Source organism: Veillonella sp. HPA0037, assembly GCF_000411535.1.
Classification (GTDB): domain Bacteria; phylum Bacillota; class Negativicutes; order Veillonellales; family Veillonellaceae; genus Veillonella; species Veillonella atypica.
This window is the reverse complement of the sequence record NZ_KE150483.1, coordinates 341,528-362,756: the sequence shown is the minus strand read 5'-3', so window position 1 is coordinate 362,756 and position 21,229 is coordinate 341,528. Positions and strand designations below refer to the sequence as shown.

Genomic DNA, 21,229 nt, shown 5'->3' with positions numbered 1-21,229 from the left:
TATCCATTTTGATATGACAATGTGGAGGGAGTTCTCATGAACAATATTGAATGGCGTGATGGTACGCTCATTTTATTAGATCAAACAAAATTGCCAACTCATGTGGAATATTTACATTGTACCGATTGGCGACAAGTGGCCGAGGCTATAAAGATGCTTCGTGTCCGTGGAGCTCCTGCTATTGGTGTCGCTGCAGGGTATGGCCTTATTTTAGCGGCTGCGGAGGCGAATCGTTTAGCTGTTCCCTTTTCTGAACAGCTATCAACCTTTTATGAGTGGAGTGAAGAATTAAAGGAAACTCGACCGACGGCGATTAATTTAGCTTGGGCTGTTAATCGTATTATAGCGATTGTGAAAGCCGGTCCTTTTGCGTCTATGCATGAAATTATAGACCGCATCACGCATGAAGCCATTGTTATCCATGAAGAGGATGTACAACTTAACACACGCATGGCTATTAATGGGGCCACTTTATTTAAAGGAAAACAAAATTTACGAATCCTAACGCATTGTAATGCTGGTGCTTTAGCGACAGGTGGTCTTGGTACTGCACTTGGTGTGATTCGTAAACTACATGAACAGGGCCAATTGGAAATGGTGTACGCCGATGAAACACGTCCGTTGTTGCAAGGTGCCCGTTTAACGGCTTTTGAACTCCATGAAGATGGTATTCCTGTTACATTAGAGACAGACAATATGGCGGCCTATGCAATGCAACAAGGTTTAATTGACGCTATTATAGTTGGTGCCGATCGTATTACAACAGAAGGTGATGTAGCTAATAAAATTGGTACTTATGGATTAGCAGTGCTTGCAAAATTCCATAATATTCCATTTTATGTAGCTGCTCCATATAGTACATTTGATTTTACACTCAAAGATGGTAAGGATATTCCCATTGAAATGCGCGCTGATGATGAAGTGTTGACATTCCAAGGTGTGCCATCTGCGCCTACGGGTATTCATGTATTAAACCCTGCTTTTGATGTAACACCTCATGAACTAGTAACAGCTATTATTACTGAAGAAGGTGTTTTAACACCAAACTATCAAGAGTCTATTGCTCGCTTACAATCCGTTGTTGACAATAAGTAGATGTCATTACGGCTGTATATAAAACTTATCATGTTAAAGTAAGTTCTTTTCATAACCTGTATATTATTAATTGAAGAATGAAGGGGTACATATGCAATCATTAATTAAAGATATCAATCTCGCTGCTGAAGGCCGTAAAAAAATCGATTGGGTTTCTAATTTTATGCCTACACTAAATACATTAGGCGATTGTTTTGAAAAAGAACAAACTTTCAAAGGTCAAACAATTGTTGTTTCCGTTCACTTGGAAGCTAAAACAGCATACCTTGCAACTGTGTTAAAGCGCGGTGGCGCTGATGTTATCGTTACTGGTTCCAATCCTCTTTCTACACAAGATGATGTAGCAGCAGGCCTTGTTGACATGGGTCTTACTGTATATGCTTGGTACGATTGTACTGATGATGAATATTTTATGTTCCTCAACAAAGCGTTGGATCATAAACCTCATATTATCATCGATGACGGTGGTGACCTTGTTAATCTATTACATACAACACGTACTGATGCAAAAGAACGTTTGTTAGGTGGCAGTGAAGAAACTACAACAGGTGTTCATCGTCTATATGCATTGGAACATGCTAAACAATTGACATTCCCTATGATTGCTGTTAATGATTCTAACTGCAAATACTTATTCGATAACCGCTATGGTACAGGCCAGTCTGTATGGGATGGTATCATGCGCACTACCAACCTTACAGTAGCAGGTAAAAATGTTGTAGTTGCTGGTTATGGCTGGTGCGGTAAAGGCGTTGCCATGCGTGCTAAAGGCTTGGGTGCGCACGTATTTGTTACAGAAGTTGATCCTATTAAAGCTATTGAAGCAGTATTTGATGGCTTCACTGTATTGCCTATGATAGAAGCTGCTAAAATTGGCGATATCTTCTGTACTGTAACAGGTTGTAAAGATGTTATCGTAAAAGAACATTATGAAGTTATGAAGGATAAAGCTGTTCTTTGTAACGCTGGTCATTTTGATTGCGAAGTAAATGTTCATGATTTAGAACAAGTAGCGGTTAGCCATGAACGTGTTCGTCAAAACATTGAAGGCTATACAATGGCTGATGGTCGTAAACTCTATGTATTGGCTGAAGGTCGTCTTGTAAACTTAGCAGCAGGCGATGGTCATCCTGCTGAAATTATGGACTTGTCCTTTGCTATGCAAGCATTGGCTGCTGAACATGTATTAAACAATGGTAAAAACATGGAGCCAAAAGTGTATGTATTGCCTCGTGAACTTGATGAAGAAGTAGCAAACATTAAATTACACTCCATGGGCTACGATTTAGATGCATTAACACAAGATCAAATCGATTACTTAACAAAGGTAAACTAATATAATCTTTAACTTGAACATCTTATTAACCGAGTCTATATAGACTCGGTTATACATATACAAGGAGGCATTATGTCAGATTTATTAATTACCAATGTAGATGTTCTTACCGACAATGGAACATTAAAAAATCATGCTATTGCAATAGAAAATGGTTATATTACTGCTATCTTAACCGGAGAAGAAGCAAAATCTGCACAATCAAAGGAAACACTAGACGGTAAAGGTCACTTGGCCGCTCCAGGTCTCGTCAATACACATACGCATATAGCGATGGGATTATTCCGTAACTATGCTGATGATTTAGAACTTATGGATTGGCTTGAAACAGCAATTTGGCCAACGGAAGCCAAATTGAATGACGATCTGGTTAAATGGGGTACACAACTAGGTATTGCAGAGATGCTACGTTCTGGTACGACTACATTTAGCGATATGTATTTCTTTATGAATACAACAGCTGATGTTGTGAAAGAAACCGGTATTCGAGCTGTATTGTCCCGTGGTCTTGCCGGTGTTTCTCCTACAGCTGATCAAGCGCTTGTGGAAAATGCAGATTTGTTCCGCACTTATCATGGTTATGATAATTACCGCATCAAGGTCCTATTAGGACCACATGCGCCATATACTTGTCCAGATGCGTATATGGAAAAGGTTATTGCTTTATCTCATGAACTAAATTGTGGCATTCATATGCACTTATCCGAAACAAAAGGGGAAGTGGAAAATGTTATAAAAGCGACTGGTAAGACACCAATCGCTCATATGCATGATTTAGGTTTGTTCTGGAATACTACATTGGCAGCTCACTGCGTACATGTAACAGAAGAAGATATGGCTATTATGGCTGAAAATAATGTAGCTGTAGCTCATAATCCACAATCTAACTTGAAACTGGCTAGCGGTATTGCGCCTATTCCTGAAATGATAGAAAAAGGGATTACTGTAGGCCTTGGTACAGATGGATCTGCATCGAATAACAATGCGGATATGCTTGAAGAAGTTCGGTTGGCAGCGACATTACATAAAGCTCGTCTCTATGATCCAAAGGCTATTCCTGCACAAGCGGCTTGGAATATGGGGACTGTAGAAGGGGCCAAAGCTCTTGGATATAATGATCTCGGTAAAATTGCAGTAGGTCAACGGGCAGATATCGTGTTGTATGATGTATCTGGTATGCATTGGATGCCTCGATATAATGATGTGGCAGCACTTGTATACTCAGCTAATAGCTCTGATGCAAATACAGTTATTGTAGCCGGTAAGGTTCTTATGAAAAATAAAGAACTATTGACTATCGATGAAGAAAAATTGCGTAGCGAAATCGGTAAGGCTCAAGAGTATTTTAAAAACTAAGATTATATGCCTCATATAACGAAAACCCACTCATGATGTAGTTCATAGAGTGGGTTTTGTGTTGTCTAGCGTAATACGAATTCTATTTAATAGCTTTCACCAAAAACATAGGCACAGGAATATAAAATTCATCCTCTTCTGCATAGATGCGAGGTCCTACAGTTGTATCAATAGATACAGAACTAGCCCCCATCTTAGTGAGCAATTCTATGTCCCATTGTGGACGTGTAAAGGAAGAAATATCGAGCATATGATAAATGGTATGACAACGTTCCTTTAGTTCATTACTCACATGTTCATGTGCATGATGTACAGATTGTGGTAAATTATGATGATTGCGTGCATGTTCCGCATCATAGTTTAGAATTAATCCGCCAGGACGGATGACACGCAACCATTCAGCATAGGCTTTATCTGGATGTGGTAAATTCCATGTTACATTACGAGCTACAACGATATCAAATGTATTCGTATCAAAACTTAAATTTTCAGCATCCATAACAGAGAAGGTAGCATCAGAATCTAAGGATTGGGCTAATTGCTTTGCCTCTTCAATCATATTAGGTGTGATGTCAATACCATGTACTGTATGACCCAATTCAGAGAGAATAATACTGAAAAAACCTGCACCACAACCAATATCTAAAATACGTAAAGAACGGTCAGAATCAAAAATATGACTCATTAACTCATCACGCCAAAGTTTAAGTTTAGGGCTTTCTAATTCTTTAGCTCGTAAAGAGCCAAAATCACGAGCACGGTCACTCCAATAGGAGGTAATAAACTTTTTATCATCCTTCATAGGATGATTTTTTTCAAATATATCATTCATTTTTTCTGTTCTCCTCATTTTTAATACACTTAATAGTACCATAAAATGAGAATGTACTATACTATAAATATCACACTTACTCCATAAATAATTAATATTGAGTATGATATAATACATCTATATTTTTGTTTTATGAAAGGACAGGACAATGATTTTACAGACGGGACAGCGTACGGATATTCCTGCCTTTTATGGGCAATGGTTAATTAATCGCGTCCGCCAAGGATTTGTAGATGTACGCAATCCCTATAATCCGATACAGATAACACGATATCCTATCAATCATGAGGTTGTAGATGGTATTGCGTTTTGTACAAAGAATCCTTTGCCGTTCATTCCGCTCTTACATGAAATAAATGATTATAGACAGTATTGGCATATGACTATAACTCCATATGGAGCAGATATAGAGACTAATGTACCACAAGTAGATTTAGTAATAGACGGATTTAAACACATATCTACAAAACGTAATCCTCAGTCCATGGTATGGCGTTATGATCCTATTATTTTAACTCACAACTATACAGTTGATTTTCATTTTGAAAGCTTTTATAAAATGGCCAAGTCTCTAGAAGGCTACACAGATACCGTAGTTGTCAGTTTCATAGATATATTTGATAAGGTAGCTCAGAACTTTCCCGAAGGCTATAGACCGAGTTTAGATATTCAAACGAAGATCATTAAAGAATTAGTATCTATAGCGCATTCTCATCATATGATACTTAAAACCTGTGGAGAAGGGGACGTTTTCAAAGAATTAGGTGTTAATACAGAGGGCTGTCTTACGCTAGACTGTTATGAACGGGCTTGGAACGTAAAATTAAAAGCACCGAAACGTACACCAGCTAGACCAGAGTGTAATTGTTATTTACATGGTGATATAGGAGCTTATGATAGCTGTAGTCACTTCTGTCGCTATTGTTATGCCAATACAAATCAGACTGCAGTTCGCCAAAATTGCTTGTTACATAATCCGAACTCTAGCTTGCTTATTGGTACACTTTCAAAAACAGCAATTATTAAAGAGAGTGCGGAAAAAAGTTGGATTGTAGATACAAATTACACACAAGATTCTTTATTTTAAGGAGAATTATAACCTGCTTTTACGCCTATAGCGTTGACGTATCGTGTAAAATATAGACAAAAGGAGTTGGGACATCTCAGGAATATCAGAGGGTGTAAAGCCTATTTTTTGTTTATTGTATTATTATTACAAGGAGGTGGAATATGCTCACCTATAAGACTAAAAGTAAAGATTCATTACAATCACTAGAATCATCTATGCCAGTTCTTGCCATGTGTTATGATTTTGATAAGACCTTAACACCTGATGATATGCAGGCACAAGGCTTTATCCAATCTGTTGGCTATGATGAAGAGCAAATTAAACAGTTCTGGCAAGAATCTAATCAACTGGCTAAGAAAAATGATATGGATAATAATTTGGCTTATATGTACAAGATGATTCAAGAAGCAGTGGGCCGTTTTTATATAACTCGAGAAAAGCTTATGGAATATGGCAATCAAGTGGAACTATATGAAGGTGTTCGCACTTGGTTTGAACGTATTCGTGAATATGGTTTAGAACACGGTGTACGCATTGAACATTACATCATATCTTCTGGCTTAAAAGAGATGATTGAAGGCACTGAAATGGCAAGAAATGGGGCTTTTAAAAAAATCTATGCCAGCGCATTTATGTTTGATGATAAAGGCGTAGCCGTCTGGCCTGCACAAGCCATCAATTACACGAATAAAACCCAGTTCTTATTCCGCATACAAAAAGGTGTGTTAGATATAAATGATCCCGGTGTAAACGATTACATCCGTCCTGAAGAACAACGTGTACCGTTCCGCAACATGATTTATATAGGTGATAGTGATACAGATATTCCTTGCATGAGTCTTGTTAATATCAATGGTGGACATTCAATCGGTGTATATGATCCAGATAGCAAGAATAAAGATAAAGTATATAAAATGATGCAACATCATCGCATTCGTTATTACGCATCGGCTGATTATACAGATGGTTCTGATTTAGACACTGTAGTTAAACAAATTATTCAAAAAACAGCAGCTTATGAGGCGCTAGAACAACAATATGTACGTAATAAGCATGAAGCAGAATCACATAGATAGGAGTTTCTATAATGAATACACAGGATATATCAAAAGAATGGATAGACACATTTAATCATCTCGGCAGTGAGGGAAAATTAAAAGCACCTGTCGATTATCATGCCATATTCGAAGCTGATGAACTATTTGGTAAAAAACTATATACATTGCCGATGGGATATATAACTTTACCAACAGGTCGTATTTTTGCGTGTGATCCATTAACACATTTAGCTGCTGTTGATAATAAGACATATATACGTACCGTAGATCCAGGAACATATCCAATAGAAACTAAAGTAGCTGAACTAGATACAGATTATTATCGTTATGTATTAACTAGGGTGTTGTTTAAGAATACAAAACCTGTACAATATGAGTTAGCTCTTAAAGGTCATGAGGATTTAAGCGAGTTAGAAGATGATGAAAGTTATATTGGTTTTCCTGTAGATGCAGGATTGGCCACCATTGTTGATGAAGCAACTGTAACTGCGTATAGAGAATTTGACCGTCATTGGTATGAACAACATCCTAATGGCAATATTTATGATGATTACTTTGATGAGCTATTTAAATTAAATGCTATCGCTTATCCAAAATTTCAACGTCCAGGTGGCGATTGGATTAACTTCAAAATACCAAATACCGATTTGTATGTACCGATGATACAATCTGGCTTTGGCGATGGTTTATATCCTGTATATTGGGCTTTTGATGAAGCCGGAGATATATGCCAAATTATTATTGAATTCATAAGCTGTAGCTCTAATGAGTAGTAATAAAAATAGTATATAGATCTATGGATAGAAAAATAAGGCGCTTAGCAATGCTAGGCGCCTTTAATGTATTAATTTTTTATTTGATTATTAGATGCCAAAAATCCAGTTAATAACTACACGTAAACAACTGAGACCTACAACGATTTCTGCAAGAAAACGCAAGGAATGTTCCATGCCATTTCCTAGATTTTTTAAACTGCCAATTTTAGCTTTACTTACGATATCACACCAGCACATATAGTAATCCTCCCTTGAGAGTTAATATGAGAAATATACATAGTTTATATGACTATTTTACAACTATATTCGATAAATTTCAATATAGAAAATAAAAATTATGATAAAATAATAATTATTATTATTGTGTTATATAAAAGAGGGTATATTTTATGAGGAGAATTTTTATTGCTTTAACAATACTTCTTGCATTGGGCAATACGGCTGATGCAAAAAACTATATTACGTTAGAATCACCAACAGGAAATACTATTGTTGATGAAACAGGCAAGTGGATTTTAGGTCCTTATAAAGATTTACATGTAAATTACATTATTGACTTTGGAGAGAACTATGCATATGCTTCGTTTTATGATAATGGTCAAAAGCGTTACGTAAATTTAAAGAATATGGCTTATTTACCAGCAGGATATGATTATGAGCTTACTTATGACTATGCGAAAGCTTTGACAAATGATGGATTTAAGTTAGTAAATCCTGATGGGACGTATGCTATTAATGATGTAATAAGTGCTTATTTCCCTATGAGTGATACTTTAATACTAGGGAAAAAAGGAGAATATTGGTATTTATATAATCAAAAAAATGGTTCTCAAATTATTAGAAATCCTATAAAAGACAAGTGGGATAGTATAATTTACTTACAATCTAATGAAGATGAAAAAAAACTATTTAAAATTTATACTGTTGATGGTTATATACAATATATTACCGATGATGGTATTTTATTAAATGAAACTGATGCATATCATTTAATGAACAGTAAGAGTTATGAAATAGTGTACCAAGGTGCGGGTTCAGGTAACAATGAAGATTCGGAACATTTTTTTAGTAGAAAAATATCAATAGAATATAATAGATTTTCACAACTGGATAATAAGAATAATACTATGTTTGGAATGAAAACTATTGAAAATAAAGTTATAATTCCAGCACAATATAAAACAATTGAACATATGGGGGAAGGATTTCAGTATTTTATTGCTGAAAAAGAAAATAACAAGTATGGTATTATTGACGTGTTAAATAATACGATTGTTTCTTTTACATATGATTCATATAAAAGATTAAGTGATCGTAGTTTTGTATTAAAGGATTCATATGGAAGTCATATATTTAATGCTAGTTCAGGTATTTTATTTAATGAAGTATATGATAGTATCGATACATCTAAACCTACATATGTATTAAATAAATTTACTACAGCAACCTACGATAATACAAAATATGTGATTGATACTAATTCAGGTTATAAATTATTTAAATTACCACATTTTGATGATGATATAACATCGTTTTATAAAGATTTATTTGTATATAAATCTTATGGTAAATATGGTTTAATGGATTATAAAGGCAATATAATTATTGAACCTAAATTTGATAAAGTTACTATTGATGAGCCTGAGCTGGCTGAATATATAAAAACAATAGAGTCATATGATAAATAAATTATTTTAATCATTTATTTTGATCTAATTTAAATAAACTAGCTTATAGAAATATAGGCTAGTTTTTCTTTTTTTGTAATTACTTCCGATAACGATAATTTATCGGAAGTAATTTAAGACATAAAAATTGGGCCTAAGCTAGGCCCAATCAATATTTTCAAGGTTATTAGTTTTTACGTTTAAATGTATATGGTTCGTATTCTACTTCGTTTTTACGACCAGTCCAGCAAGACCATAAGGCTTTTGCGATTTTCCATGCAATGCAACCTACGATAATACCTAATACTAATCCAGTTAATACATCTGTTGGATAATGTACAAATAAGTATACTCGTGCAAATGCTACTACACATGCACCAATCAACGCTATAACGCCCCAGAATCTCTTTGTTGGACATATATTACTTAATCCTAAGTATAATGCTGTTGCAGCCGCAAATGATCCAAAACTATGCCCTGATGGAAATGAATATGTTGTTGCTGCTGGTGGCGGTGCTACCAATGGTACTTCAGGGAAATCTACAAATGGTCTTAAACGCGCTACATGAGGTTTTAACCCTTGGTCGCCTATGATGAATACTAAGACTAAGGAAATGAACATTCCAAGGCCAATAACGCGATATTTCTTTTGAATCATTAATATAATAGAAATTAAGATCCATAAAGCACCTGCACTTGTTATTTTTGATAACCAGTACATGATTGGTGTTAAATAAGAACTAATAAAATGTTGTTGTATATAAAATATGACTGTATGGTCAAATTGTAAAATTGTATCCATAGTGAACCTCAACTTATGATTTTAATTGATAATTATTGAGAATGAAATGTGTAATTTTAGCGTTTTCAGGTATAAACACCTTACTACAAGTTAAAATAATAGCCTAATCTATGCATTCGGTCAATAGATTAGGCCATATTTAATAGAATGTTAATATTTATCTTTTAGTTTTACCCTTTGGCGTATCTTTTTTTGCAGGTTCTGGTGCTGCAGGTCTCTTAGTGATAATCGTATCAACTGGATCATATGTAGACTCAAATACGTCTGTTTGAGAAATCCAATTACTATATGTTATTGTACGATACGTATTAATTCTAAACCCAATGTGACCTTCTTCTGTACTATCCTCTTTGGCAGAAGGGTCTATTTTAGTAATCGTTTGATTAGGAATATCTGTACGATCACCGACACTAATGGAAACGGATTTTGGTACGTCTTCTGGTACGCCTATGATATATATAGTTAGTTGGCCATTATTCATAACACTTAATACATAGATATTATGGGCATAGGGATTTTTAAATTGAAAGTCTAAATAACCATAAGCAACGGTTGCATCACGGCCTGCAGGAATATAGCTAACAGGTTCAAAATGAGGCGTCCGCTCAATAATATTCATACCAGATAGTAATGCAGTATTAAATAATGTAGAGCTAACTTGGCAAATACCGCCACCAATACCTGGCACTAATTTTCCATCAACAATAACTGGTGCATCATCATAGCCAGCTTCGGCAGTGCGTTCACCCACAACATCGTTAAAGGAAAAAACCTCTCCAGGTTTGACTAATGTACCGCTAATTTTAGTTGATGCTAGCTCAATATTATGAGTTCTATTGGTGTTAGACGTATCAAAATTTGTAGTATAACTACCTAGAACAGCTGTTAATGGTTTTACATCATCGTTTGTCACACGGACTGTATCCTTAGATGTAAATTCTATAGAAATATTATTGAAATCATTTTCTTCTAGTTGTGTCTTTAATTTTTTTATTGTTTCGTCAATATCAACACGTTTTCCTTCTTTTGAAGGCGTCATCTTAACTTGGCCGTTTTCAACTGTTAAGTATGCATCATGACCTGATACATCAATTTGTTTTGCTAGTTCTGTTAAATATGCTTTTGCAGTTACTTCATCTAGTTTATACACTGGATTCATATGCACTTTATAAATAAAGGCAGTGATTCTATGTATAAGGAGCGTTTTTAAATCATCTTCATAGCCATAGGTAAAAATCTTAGATTCTGTACTATTGGTATCAAGCGTAATTCCCAAATCTTTTACTTTTACTTGTCGTGTACCTTGATTTGGAATTGTTATAGTAATTGTTCGGTTATTATTATCCTCTGTATGAATTAAGGCGCTTACAGCATCTCTAGAATATCCAGAGATATCTTGCTCCCCATAATACAGGCCATATGTAATTGTGCCATCTGTAGGAATTAAGCTACAACCACTAGTAAATAGACAAGAACCGATTAATACTGTACATAATAATTGTTTTAAGTTCATCATTATATCTTTCAAATAAAATTCGAGAAAATTTCGTTCAAAATCATCTAATTATAGCATAATTCGACATTTCTATGTGATACAATAATAGCATAGTGTTAGTAAAAGGATTATATATGTCACAGTCTAAAGAAGAAAAAAAACATTTTTATTTGCGTCATAATGATGCGTTAATGAACAGTACAAAATTATCTATGAAAGCCAAACAAAGTATTCTACTTTCAAAGGCTGAAAATACGGTAAATGCTTATGAGTCAGATTGGGATGATTTTGTCGATTGGTGCAACTACCAAAAGGTATCCTATTTCCCAGCAACACCAGAAACTATTGTCAATTATATTAACGACCTGGCAGATTATGCAAAGGCCAATACAATTGCTCGCCGCATTAGTGCTATATCAGAGAATTATAATGCTTCTGGCTCTAGAGAAAATCCATGTATGTCCCCTCTTGTGAAACAAGCCTTGCGAGGAATACGACGTTTAAAGGGAACATTTCAACAAGGTAAGACACCTATTTTACTTGATGATATAGAGGATATTTTGGAATGCATAGACTCTATCGATATTCCAAAAATTCAAAAACTTCGCGATAAGGCTATTTTACTCATTGGTTTCATGGGTGCCTTTCGTCGTAGTGAAATTGCAGCGTTAACAGTGGAAAATTTAAAATTCTCTCCACAAGGCCTTGAAATATTTGTAGCTTCCTCTAAGGCCGACCAAGAAGGGCAAGGTGCCATTGTAGCCATTCCTAGTCTACAAGGTTCTCCTTTGGATGCTGTACGAGCTTTAAAGAAATGGCTTACTGCTAGCGGAATTACATCAGGACCTGTTTTTAGAGGCTTTACTAAATCAATGTCTTTACGGAAGACGGCTATTTCTGATAAGTCTATTGCGGAAATAGTAAAGAAGTATACATCCCTTATTGGTCTTGATCCTGCTATGTATGGTGCTCATAGTTTGCGTCATGGCTTTGCTACAACAGCAGCCGCATACGGTGTGGAAGAACGTAATATAATGCGTCAAACACGCCATCATAGTGTTAATATGGTACGCCGTTATATTAATGAAGCGAATAAATTTGTCGATAATCCTATTTCTACAATTTTTGAAAAACGATTTAAATAAAACTTTATAACGAAAAATGGCTAGTATGGATTACTTTTTATTAAAGATAATCTATACTAGCCATTTTCATATATATTTAATTTTGAGCCATATAGTCCATAGCTCGTGTTGGACTATCAGTTTTATATACAGGAACCTTTAATTTTGTTCCTGGTGTCAATGTTCCAGAATCAGAGATATTATTTATTTCTTTTACAGTGTGAACTACTTCACGAACATCTATATTGGATCCAGTAGAACGAGATGCGATATCCCATAAGGTATCTCCAGATTTTACAGTTACCTCTTGTACACTTTGCGATTCCATTGCCGGAGTTGTTTGTTGATACCCTATTACCATTGCAAAGCATATACCAAGCATAATCATAATGTGTTTCATAATACATTACCTCTTTTATATATCGAACATAAAATTCAGAACATTTGTTTGTCTACAATGAAATAATAGCACACAAACGGATGTTCGGTCAAGTGTTTTAGAACAAATGTTTGCAAAAGAGGTAAAATACTTATATAATAGTGATATAAATAAAATAATTATAGTATACACTTTTACATATACCATTTTTAGTACATATATGGAGGTTCCTGTGAGACGCCCAGCTACAGATATTAATACAAAACAACGTCGTATATTAGAGTTTATTCGAGACTCTTTACATAATGAATATCGTTGCCCTACTGTTCGCGAAATTTGTGCTTATGTAGGTCTTAGTTCTACGTCTACTGTTCAATCACATCTAAATACATTGGAAAAATTTGGGTATATTAAACGTGATCCTAATAAAAACCGAGCTATTACGATTTTAGATGATAATAAACCTAATATTTCTGTTTCCAAGGATAATAATGAAACCACTAGTTCTGATAATTTTGAATTCCTTGGTGCTGGATTAAAACAAGTGCCTCTTATCGGTACTGTACAAGCAGGTACACCAATTACAGCGGTTGAAAACTTGGAGGCTACATTGACCTTACCTGTTCAGCTTACAGGTGATTCTGATTGCTTTATGCTTCGTGTTCAGGGTGAATCGATGATGAATATTGGTATGTATGAAGGCGATATGTTAATTGTACGCCATCAAAATACGGCTAATAATGGAGATATCGTTGTAGCTCGCATTGATGATGAAGCAACTGTAAAACGTTTTTATAAAGAAAATGGTCACATTCGTTTACAACCTGAAAATGATAACTTTGATCCTATTATTGTGGACGATTGTCACATTGAAGGCCTTGTGATTGGGTTAGTACGAGATAGAATATAAGATATCGGTAACGTATGTAATAAGTCCCCATTTACTGGAGAACCAGTAAATGGGGACTTATTGTATGTTGCTATTTTTTGTTATAGTGAAGTTTTATCTCTACGTATACTAGCGAATATAGCGCCTGATATGTTATGCCATACACTAAAAATAGCACCTACCAGAGTTGCTAGTGGATTTAAAGCAAAATTAGTTGCTGCTAACGTAACGGCTAACCCACTATTTTGCATACCTACTTCTATTGCTAATGCAGTGGTTTTATCGTATCTTAATTTAAGCATTTTTCCTGCACATAAGCCTAATAGTAATCCTAAGATATTATGTATACCAACAACAACAAGTGTTAGTAAGCCAGAAACTAATAGTTTATCCCTATTAACTGCAATAATAGCTGCTATTAATAATATAATAGCAATCATTGAAAATATAGGACTTATACTGGTAAGTGTATTAATATGTGATTTACAAACATATTGAATGACACCACCTAATAAGATTGGTATAATAATGACTTTCACCATTGTAATCATCATAGGTAGCAATGCAACATCTACCCAAGCGCCACCAATATATAAGATTAATAATGGTGTTACAATGGGTGCTATTAATGTCGATGTAATTGTCATTCCTACTGATAGTGGTACATCACCTTTAGCGATGTAGGTTATAACGTTACTAGCCGTGCCACCAGGACAGCAACCAACTAATATAACGCCTATTGCAATATCTGGTGGTAAGGTAAATATATGGCAAATACCCCATGCTAATAAAGGCATGATTGTGTATTGTGCAAGCACTCCAATACAAATATCTTTTGGATGCCTAAAAATATTACATAGGTTTTCAAACTTAATTGTAAGGCCCATGCCGAACATAGCGATACCAAGTAAAAATGGTGTATAAGCAACAGCCCATGTAAAATATGAAGGAACTATATAGGCCATACATGAAAAACCGATGATTAGAACCATTAAGTATTTAGAAATTAACTGAGTCAGTGTTTGTAAATAGTTCATAGTTTCTCCCTTCTAATTTGCATCGAAGGAAAAGTTATCGATAAGTCGCGTAGATCCAATATATACAGCCATAGCGACTAATACTGGAGATGTAATCTCATGAACTGGTTGCATTGTATTAGCATCAACAACTGAAACATAATCTATCTTGGCTAAGGGTTCAGTATTAATAATTTCTGTCATAGTATTAATGATACTATCAGCAGAAGCACCACGTTTAATGGTTTGTTTTCCCATTTGAACAGCTTTATATAATATGGTAGCCGCTTTTCGTTCTTCCTTAGATAAATATGTATTTCGAGAAGATTTTGCTAGACCATCCGATTCACGAACGATTGGCACTCCAATTATATTGACTGGAAAATTTAGATCATAAACCATTTTACGAATAATGGCTAGTTGTTGTGCATCTTTTTCACCAAAGTAGGCATTGGTAGGTTGAATAATATTAAATAGTTTCGTTACAACCGTACAAACACCTTTGAAGTGAATAGGTCTACTAATACCACACAATGTATCAGATAACTCAACAATATTTACAAATGCTTTTCTATCATGATACATTTCATCTGACGTTGGAGAAAATATAATATCCGCCTTATGGGCTTCACAAAGGGATTTATCTCTATTAATATCACGTGGATAAGAATTTAGGTCTTCGTTTTCACCAAACTGAGTTGGATTAACAAATATAGATACAATGACCTTATCATTATCCTTTCTAGCTTGATCTATCAATGCAGCATGACCATCATGTAAATATCCCATTGTTGGTACAAAACCAATAGAATATCCTTTATCTTTCCAATGGTTTACTATGCTGCATATATTTTCGATTGTAGTTATAATTTCCATAATAATGCCTCCGGTACTTATAAATTGTAAATACGAAGATAGTCCTATACAGTCTACTGTAATTCGATCAAAAACAGTTAGTCTTGATCAACTAATAAACCATGTTTTTCATAGTTTTTTATATGACTTATCTTATTATTTTCATCTACAAATACAACAAGAGGCTTATGGCTCTCTACTTCTTTTTCATTTAGTTGAGCATAACACATGATAATTACTTTATCATGTACTTGCACATGTCTTGCTGCAGCGCCATTTAAGCATATAACACCACTGCCTGCTTCGCCAGCAATCGTATATGTGCTAAAACGTGCTCCATTATTAATGTTTACAATTTGAACTTGTTCATATTCTCGAATTCCAGATGCATTCAATAAATCTGTATCGATAGTAATGCTCCCGACATAATCAAGTTCTGCTTGTGTCACAGTAGCTCTGTGAATTTTACCTTTTAACATTGTTAGTTCCATGTTAAACTCCTTGTGTTTTAATGTAATCGCCTTATGGTCGATTCGAAATATCACAATCATTTTGTTTATCATGAATTAACAGTAGACTAGAGTATAGTTAAAAATACTATCTCCATGTGAGATTATATCATAATACAATCTTTATAAGAAAAAAATATATTTATAGGCATATAAAATAATATTTATAATGTATTTCTTATAAAATAAAACCAGTAGTTATAAATCATAGCTACTGGTTTTAGTATCGTAATATTTTATTGTAAATATTCAGCTAATGCCTTATCAATGTATGCAGCTTCTTCTTGAGAAGGTTCACACATAGGTAAGTTGAATATACCTGCTGGTAAACCTAATTTTCGAGCTGCATATTTAACTGGTATTGGATTTGTTGTAATGAACATAGCCTTAATAATTTCAGCTAATTTTTGATGTAATTGTGTTGCTTTTTGATTATTGCCCTCTTCAAAAGCAGCAATCATATCGTTCATATCTTGACCGGCCACATGAGATACTACAGAAATAACGCCTGTGCCACCAACGGAAAGAATAGGCAATGTAAGACCATCATCTCCGCTGTATACCATGAAATCTTCACTAGGCATTAAACGCTTAATTTCAGAAGCAATCATCAAATTACCACTAGCCTCTTTGATGGCACAAATATGTGGATATTCCTTATGGAGGCGTGCTAGTGTAGCTGGAAATATTCCAGTTCCTACGCGACCAGGTACATTGTATACCATGATTGGTAACGTTGTAGCCTCTGCAATAGATTTAAAATGCAAATATTGACCTTGTTGATTAGGCTTATTGTAATACGGTACAACAACTAACAATCCATCAATACCAGGAATCGTAGATACTTCTTTAACAAAGTCTACAGAGCCCTTTGTATCATTGGAACCTACATTAGCTATAATAGTACCTTTATCACCGCACGTTTCAGCAATCGCTTTAAATAAAGCAATCTTGCTTTCACGGGATATAGTAGGATTTTCACCTGTGGTACCACAAACAACTAAGCCATCAGAACCATGATTTAATAGATGCTCTGCAATGGCAACTGTATTTTCAATGTTGACTGATCCATCTTCGTTAAACGATGTAATCATAGCCGTTAATACACGACCAAAGGTTTTCATATGTTTCTCCCCCTTGATAGATATTAAAATGCTTCTTTTTCTACCAAGTATTCTGCAATTTGCAATGCATTTAGTGCAGCACCCTTACGAATTTGGTCACCTACGATCCAGAAATTCATGCCTTTATCATTGTATAAATCTTTACGGATACGACCGATTTCACAGTCATTTTGATTAGATGTATATAGTGGCATAGGGTATTCTTGCTCTGCTGGATTATCTTTTACTTGTAATCCTGGGAATGCGGCACAAGCCTTGCGGAATGCTTCTACAGATACTGGTTCTTCTGTTTCTACTAATACGGATTCAGAATGAGAGCGATATACTGGAACACGAACAGTTGTTGGCACTACTTGAATGGTGTCATCATGAAGAATTTTGTGTGTTTCATTTACCATCTTCATCTCTTCTTTAGTATAATCGTTTTCTAAGAATACATCAATTTGTGGTAACAAATTGAACGCGATTGGGAAGTGTTTTGGTGCAGAACCTGTTGGCAATAAGTTAGCAGTCATTTCCTTGCCTTCAGCATATTCTTTTACTTGGTTTTGAAGTTCTTCAATACCTTCTTTACCAGCACCAGATACAGCTTGGTATGTAGATACTACAATGCGTTTAATTGGAGAAATATCATGCAATGGTTTTAAGCCAAGGCTCATGATGATTGTAGAACAGTTTGGATTGGCAATGATACCCTTATGTTTCAAAATATCTTCAGGGTTAACTTCCGGTACAACGAGTGGCACCTCTGGATCCATACGGAATGCACTTGAGTTATCAATAACAATAGCACCGCGTTTAGCAGCTTCTGGAGCTAATGTTTTAGAAATAGAGCCACCTGCAAATAATGCAATATCAATACCATCAAAGGATTCAGGTTTTGCTTCTTCAACCACATAGGTTTTCCCCTTAACTGTAAGTTCAGTACCAGCAGAACGAGCAGAAGCCAATAGTTTTAAATTTTCATAAGGAAAATTACGCTCTTCAATAAGTGTAATGAATTCTGCCCCTACTGCACCAGTAGCACCAAGAATTGCAAGATTAGGTTTTTTCATTGTGTATCTCCTCAATTAATCAATTGTTGTTCAGTATTATAAATAATGTTCTAAGCCATATGTTAAACCTGGTTTAGAGGCAATTTTCTTACATGCTAGAACGACACCAGGCATGAAGGATAAACGGCTTAAGCTATCATGACGAATTGTTAATGTTTCATCATAGCCGCCAAATAATACTTGTTGATGTGCTACATAACCAGGAAGACGAACGCTATGGATAGTAACATTGTCGACTTTTGCACCACGTGCACCTGGCAAACTTTCACGTGTTAAATCTTCAGAACCTGTCACATTTGCAGCCTCTTTTGCATCATTGATTAATTTAGCCGTCAAAATAGATGTACCAGATGGAGCATCATATTTATGGTTGTGATGCAATTCGATGATTTCTACATCAGGGAAATATGGCGCTAATTCAGCAGCCACTTTCATCATCATCACAGCGCCTAATGAGAAATTAGGTGCTACCAAACAATTGGTATTATGTTTTAAACCGATTTCATTCAATTCGTTGCGTTGTTCTTCAGTTAGGCCTGTTGTGCCTATTACAATATGCACGCCAGCACTAAGAATTTTTTTGGCATTTTCGAAAATAACAGCAGGATTTGTGAAATCAACGATAACGTCAGGTTTAATATCACTCAATACTTCGTCAATAGTCTCAGCCATTGTGATATGTAATGGTTCAATTCCTGCTACAGTGCCCACATCTTGACCTGCTTTAGATGGATCGATGCCACCAACCATTGTCAATTCAGAATCTGCATGTACTGCTTTTACGACTTCGCGACCCATTTTGCCGCCTGCACCGTTTACCATTACTCTAATCATATTTACCTCCAAAAAAGCCAGTGGAGGCATCCACTGGCTTAATATATACGATATATGACACATCGTTCATTAAACAAGAATTATGATAGCACTCCACCAATGTAATATTGGTGACAGTCGTCTACCTATTAAATAGACAACCAGCACGATGATTTGGCTGTCATCCCACTTCGGCAAGTACACCTTTTATCATGAATCATTGTTTGCCAGCTCCTCATGATGACTATTTATACCCGCGCCTCTACCTTATTATTGAGTTAATATAATAAGTATAAGTAATTATGCGTATTTAGTCAATGAAAATGGTCAATAAGTTCTTGCGCCGCAGCGAGTGCTGTATGAGACATTCCCTTGCCGGACATCATGGATGCGATTTGTGAAAGCCGTTCTTCCTCGCTCAATTCAGATAATGTTGAAATGGTGCGGCCTTCTTGTTCTTGTTTAGATAAGTGATAATGCTGTTTTGCAATACTTGCTGTTTGTGGTAAATGAGTAATACAGAATACTTGATTTGTCTTGGAGAGAGCTAAGATTTTTTCAGCTACCTTCAATGCTATATCTCCACTTATACCGACATCGATTTCATCGAATACAAGTGTTTTGTGATTATCTGTACGGAATACGGATTTTAGTGCCAGTGCAATGCGAGCCAATTCACCACCAGATGCAACTTTATGTAATGGTAGCAACTGTTCGCCTTTATTAGCGGTAAATAATAATTCAATTGATTTAGCACCTAATGGTAAAAGTTCTTCACTTTCATCTATGAAAAAACGAATATCCCCTTTTTCCATACCTAAATCAACAATTTCAGCTCGTAGTTGTTTAGCAATTACATCTGCATTTTCACGACGTATAGAAATTAATGCTGCTAAAGCTGTTTTTGCAACCTTTTCTTTTTCCACTAATTGTTGTTCTAAAGCACCTTGTTCACAAACTTCGGATTCTAATTCCTCTAAGCGTTGTTGCGCCTTTTCTTCATAATTTAATATATCTTGGACTGTTTCGCCGTACTTCTTTTTAAGACCATAGATTACAGAGTCTCTATCTTGGCAGTATGCATAGCGTTCTTCGTCATAACTAATAGAATCTCGGTATCGATCAAGAGATTGAGCGGCTTCTTCTAATTGAAAGTATGCGGAATTAACGAGTTCAGAGATTTCTTTAACCTCATCATCATATTTTACAAGATCATTTACTTCTACCTTGATAGCATTAACTGTATCTAATAATGGATGCCTGCCTCCATAAAAAGCATCATAACATGAACCAAGTACCTTATCGATATGATCGAAGCTATCTAAACGTTTCAGTTCTTCAGCAATAGATTCATCCTCGCCTATTTGTAATCCAGCCTCTTCTATTTCATCGATTTGAAAACGAAGCATATCAAGTTCACGGGCTCGTTCAGCCATGTGCTCAGATAAGTTATCTAGCGCTTGCTTGGCCTCTTTATATTCTTTATAGGCTGCTTTATATTCTTTATAAGCCTTACTACCAGCCTGGTTATAACCATCTAAATACTCATGATGTGAATCAGGATTTAATAATTTTTGATTACTGTATTGACCATGAATATCTGCTAATAATAGACCAATCTCTTTAAGCGCCTTTAGAGGAATGGGTTGATCATTAGCCAATATAATAGATTTACCAGATGTATTAAAGGACCTAGATAGAATTAGTTGATTGTCCTCTACCAATATATTTTTTGATTGTAATAAATCTAATAAACTTTGGTGATTGGCAATATCGAATATGCCATCTATAACAAAACTATCTTTACCATGACGAATAAACTCGCTGCTAGCGCGTTCTCCTAATAGAATACTGAAAGCATCCATTAATATGGATTTACCTGCCCCAGTTTCGCCGGTAAAGATAGTTATGCCATCTTTAAATGAAATATTCATTTGCTCAATCAACGCAAAATTTCGAATGCTCATTTGCGTCAACAT

Annotated in this window: 21 protein-coding genes and 1 riboswitch; of the genes, 9 read left to right on the top strand and 12 right to left on the bottom strand. The window is 35.3% G+C overall.

The genetic code is table 11. The features are described 5' to 3' along the window. Window positions 1–36: 36 nt before the first annotated feature. The 3 genes from mtnA (at window position 37) to HMPREF1477_RS01730 (ending at window position 3,787) form a co-directional block, all read left to right on the top strand. Complete coding sequence (mtnA, locus tag HMPREF1477_RS01740) at window positions 37–1,095, top strand: S-methyl-5-thioribose-1-phosphate isomerase (RefSeq protein WP_016475596.1); 1,059 nt, start codon at window positions 37–39, stop codon at window positions 1,093–1,095. 91 nt (window positions 1,096–1,186) lie between these two features. Continuing rightward, window positions 1,187–2,431 (top strand): adenosylhomocysteinase, encoded by a 1,245-nt coding sequence (locus tag HMPREF1477_RS01735; protein WP_016475595.1) that lies wholly within the window; start codon window positions 1,187–1,189, stop codon window positions 2,429–2,431. Window positions 2,432–2,503: 72 nt separating this feature from the next. After that, window positions 2,504–3,787 carry an amidohydrolase gene (locus HMPREF1477_RS01730; protein WP_016475594.1) on the top strand — a complete coding sequence of 428 codons (1,284 nt, stop codon included), beginning with the start codon at window positions 2,504–2,506 and terminating at the stop codon, window positions 3,785–3,787. 82 nt (window positions 3,788–3,869) lie between these two features. On the opposite strand, the gene HMPREF1477_RS01725 is transcribed toward HMPREF1477_RS01730, so the two are convergent. After that, entirely contained in the window at window positions 3,870–4,619 is a 750-nt protein-coding gene (locus tag HMPREF1477_RS01725) for a class I SAM-dependent methyltransferase (RefSeq protein WP_016475593.1), read from the bottom strand. Window positions 4,620–4,767: 148 nt separating this feature from the next. Between HMPREF1477_RS01725 and HMPREF1477_RS01720 the strand changes: the two genes are divergently transcribed. From HMPREF1477_RS01720 to HMPREF1477_RS01710, 3 genes are all read left to right on the top strand, one after another. Then, window positions 4,768–5,706 carry a DUF1848 domain-containing protein gene (locus tag HMPREF1477_RS01720; protein WP_016475592.1) on the top strand — a complete coding sequence of 313 codons (939 nt, stop codon included), beginning with the start codon at window positions 4,768–4,770 and terminating at the stop codon, window positions 5,704–5,706. 143 nt (window positions 5,707–5,849) lie between these two features. Further along, on the top strand, window positions 5,850–6,764 hold the full coding sequence (locus tag HMPREF1477_RS01715; RefSeq protein WP_016475591.1) for an HAD family hydrolase: 915 nt from the start codon (window positions 5,850–5,852) through the stop codon (window positions 6,762–6,764). An 11-nt stretch (window positions 6,765–6,775) separates the two neighbouring features. Beyond that, window positions 6,776–7,519 (top strand): DUF4241 domain-containing protein, encoded by a 744-nt coding sequence (locus HMPREF1477_RS01710; protein ID WP_016475590.1) that lies wholly within the window; start codon window positions 6,776–6,778, stop codon window positions 7,517–7,519. Window positions 7,520–7,609: 90 nt separating this feature from the next. Here the strand turns inward: HMPREF1477_RS01710 and HMPREF1477_RS09710 are convergent, their stop codons facing one another. Beyond that, window positions 7,610–7,759 (bottom strand): hypothetical protein, encoded by a 150-nt coding sequence (locus HMPREF1477_RS09710; protein ID WP_005377529.1) that lies wholly within the window; start codon window positions 7,757–7,759, stop codon window positions 7,610–7,612. Between the two features lie 152 nt (window positions 7,760–7,911). Between HMPREF1477_RS09710 and HMPREF1477_RS01705 the strand changes: the two genes are divergently transcribed. Beyond that, window positions 7,912–9,210, top strand: coding sequence for a WG repeat-containing protein (locus tag HMPREF1477_RS01705; protein ID WP_016475589.1), 1,299 nt, complete (start codon window positions 7,912–7,914; stop codon window positions 9,208–9,210). A gap of 166 nt (window positions 9,211–9,376) precedes the next feature. Here the strand turns inward: HMPREF1477_RS01705 and HMPREF1477_RS01700 are convergent, their stop codons facing one another. Together HMPREF1477_RS01700 and HMPREF1477_RS01695 are read right to left on the bottom strand one after the other, a co-directional pair. Then, on the bottom strand, window positions 9,377–9,991 hold the full coding sequence (locus HMPREF1477_RS01700) for a phosphatase PAP2 family protein (RefSeq protein ID WP_016475588.1): 615 nt from the start codon (window positions 9,989–9,991) through the stop codon (window positions 9,377–9,379). A 157-nt stretch (window positions 9,992–10,148) separates the two neighbouring features. After that, window positions 10,149–11,507 carry a VanW family protein gene (locus tag HMPREF1477_RS01695; protein WP_071600938.1) on the bottom strand — a complete coding sequence of 453 codons (1,359 nt, stop codon included), beginning with the start codon at window positions 11,505–11,507 and terminating at the stop codon, window positions 10,149–10,151. 113 nt (window positions 11,508–11,620) lie between these two features. Between HMPREF1477_RS01695 and HMPREF1477_RS01690 the strand changes: the two genes are divergently transcribed. After that, a complete protein-coding gene (locus tag HMPREF1477_RS01690) occupies window positions 11,621–12,631 on the top strand; it encodes a site-specific integrase (RefSeq protein ID WP_016475586.1) in 1,011 nt (336 codons plus the stop codon). A gap of 76 nt (window positions 12,632–12,707) precedes the next feature. Here the strand turns inward: HMPREF1477_RS01690 and HMPREF1477_RS01685 are convergent, their stop codons facing one another. Continuing rightward, complete coding sequence (locus HMPREF1477_RS01685; protein WP_016475585.1) at window positions 12,708–13,010, bottom strand: LysM peptidoglycan-binding domain-containing protein; 303 nt, start codon at window positions 13,008–13,010, stop codon at window positions 12,708–12,710. Window positions 13,011–13,221: 211 nt separating this feature from the next. Here HMPREF1477_RS01685 and lexA point away from each other — a divergent pair, with 211 nt between their 5' ends. Continuing rightward, the gene (gene lexA / locus HMPREF1477_RS01680) at window positions 13,222–13,899 is read left to right on the top strand and encodes a transcriptional repressor LexA (RefSeq protein WP_222859656.1); all 678 of its coding nucleotides are present in this window, start codon (window positions 13,222–13,224) and stop codon (window positions 13,897–13,899) included. Between the two features lie 80 nt (window positions 13,900–13,979). Here lexA and HMPREF1477_RS01675 read toward each other — a convergent pair whose 3' ends face one another. The 7 genes from HMPREF1477_RS01675 to recN all read right to left on the bottom strand — a co-directional run bounded on the left by HMPREF1477_RS01675 (window position 13,980) and on the right by recN (window position 21,229). After that, on the bottom strand, window positions 13,980–14,915 hold the full coding sequence (locus HMPREF1477_RS01675; RefSeq protein ID WP_016475583.1) for a bile acid:sodium symporter family protein: 936 nt from the start codon (window positions 14,913–14,915) through the stop codon (window positions 13,980–13,982). 12 nt (window positions 14,916–14,927) lie between these two features. Beyond that, the gene (panC, locus tag HMPREF1477_RS01670; protein ID WP_005379022.1) at window positions 14,928–15,770 is read right to left on the bottom strand and encodes a pantoate--beta-alanine ligase; all 843 of its coding nucleotides are present in this window, start codon (window positions 15,768–15,770) and stop codon (window positions 14,928–14,930) included. A 77-nt stretch (window positions 15,771–15,847) separates the two neighbouring features. Beyond that, window positions 15,848–16,240, bottom strand: a complete 393-nt coding sequence (gene panD, locus HMPREF1477_RS01665; protein WP_005378768.1) for an aspartate 1-decarboxylase — start codon at window positions 16,238–16,240, stop codon at window positions 15,848–15,850. A 254-nt stretch (window positions 16,241–16,494) separates the two neighbouring features. Continuing rightward, window positions 16,495–17,382, bottom strand: coding sequence for a 4-hydroxy-tetrahydrodipicolinate synthase (gene dapA / locus HMPREF1477_RS01660; RefSeq protein WP_005378923.1), 888 nt, complete (start codon window positions 17,380–17,382; stop codon window positions 16,495–16,497). A gap of 23 nt (window positions 17,383–17,405) precedes the next feature. Then, complete coding sequence (locus HMPREF1477_RS01655; RefSeq protein WP_016475582.1) at window positions 17,406–18,437, bottom strand: aspartate-semialdehyde dehydrogenase; 1,032 nt, start codon at window positions 18,435–18,437, stop codon at window positions 17,406–17,408. A gap of 36 nt (window positions 18,438–18,473) precedes the next feature. After that, window positions 18,474–19,271 (bottom strand): 4-hydroxy-tetrahydrodipicolinate reductase, encoded by a 798-nt coding sequence (dapB, locus tag HMPREF1477_RS01650; protein WP_016475581.1) that lies wholly within the window; start codon window positions 19,269–19,271, stop codon window positions 18,474–18,476. A 78-nt stretch (window positions 19,272–19,349) separates the two neighbouring features. Further along, window positions 19,350–19,523, bottom strand: a riboswitch (Lysine riboswitch). A gap of 41 nt (window positions 19,524–19,564) precedes the next feature. After that, on the bottom strand, window positions 19,565–21,229 hold the full coding sequence (gene recN, locus HMPREF1477_RS01645) for a DNA repair protein RecN (RefSeq protein WP_016475580.1): 1,665 nt from the start codon (window positions 21,227–21,229) through the stop codon (window positions 19,565–19,567).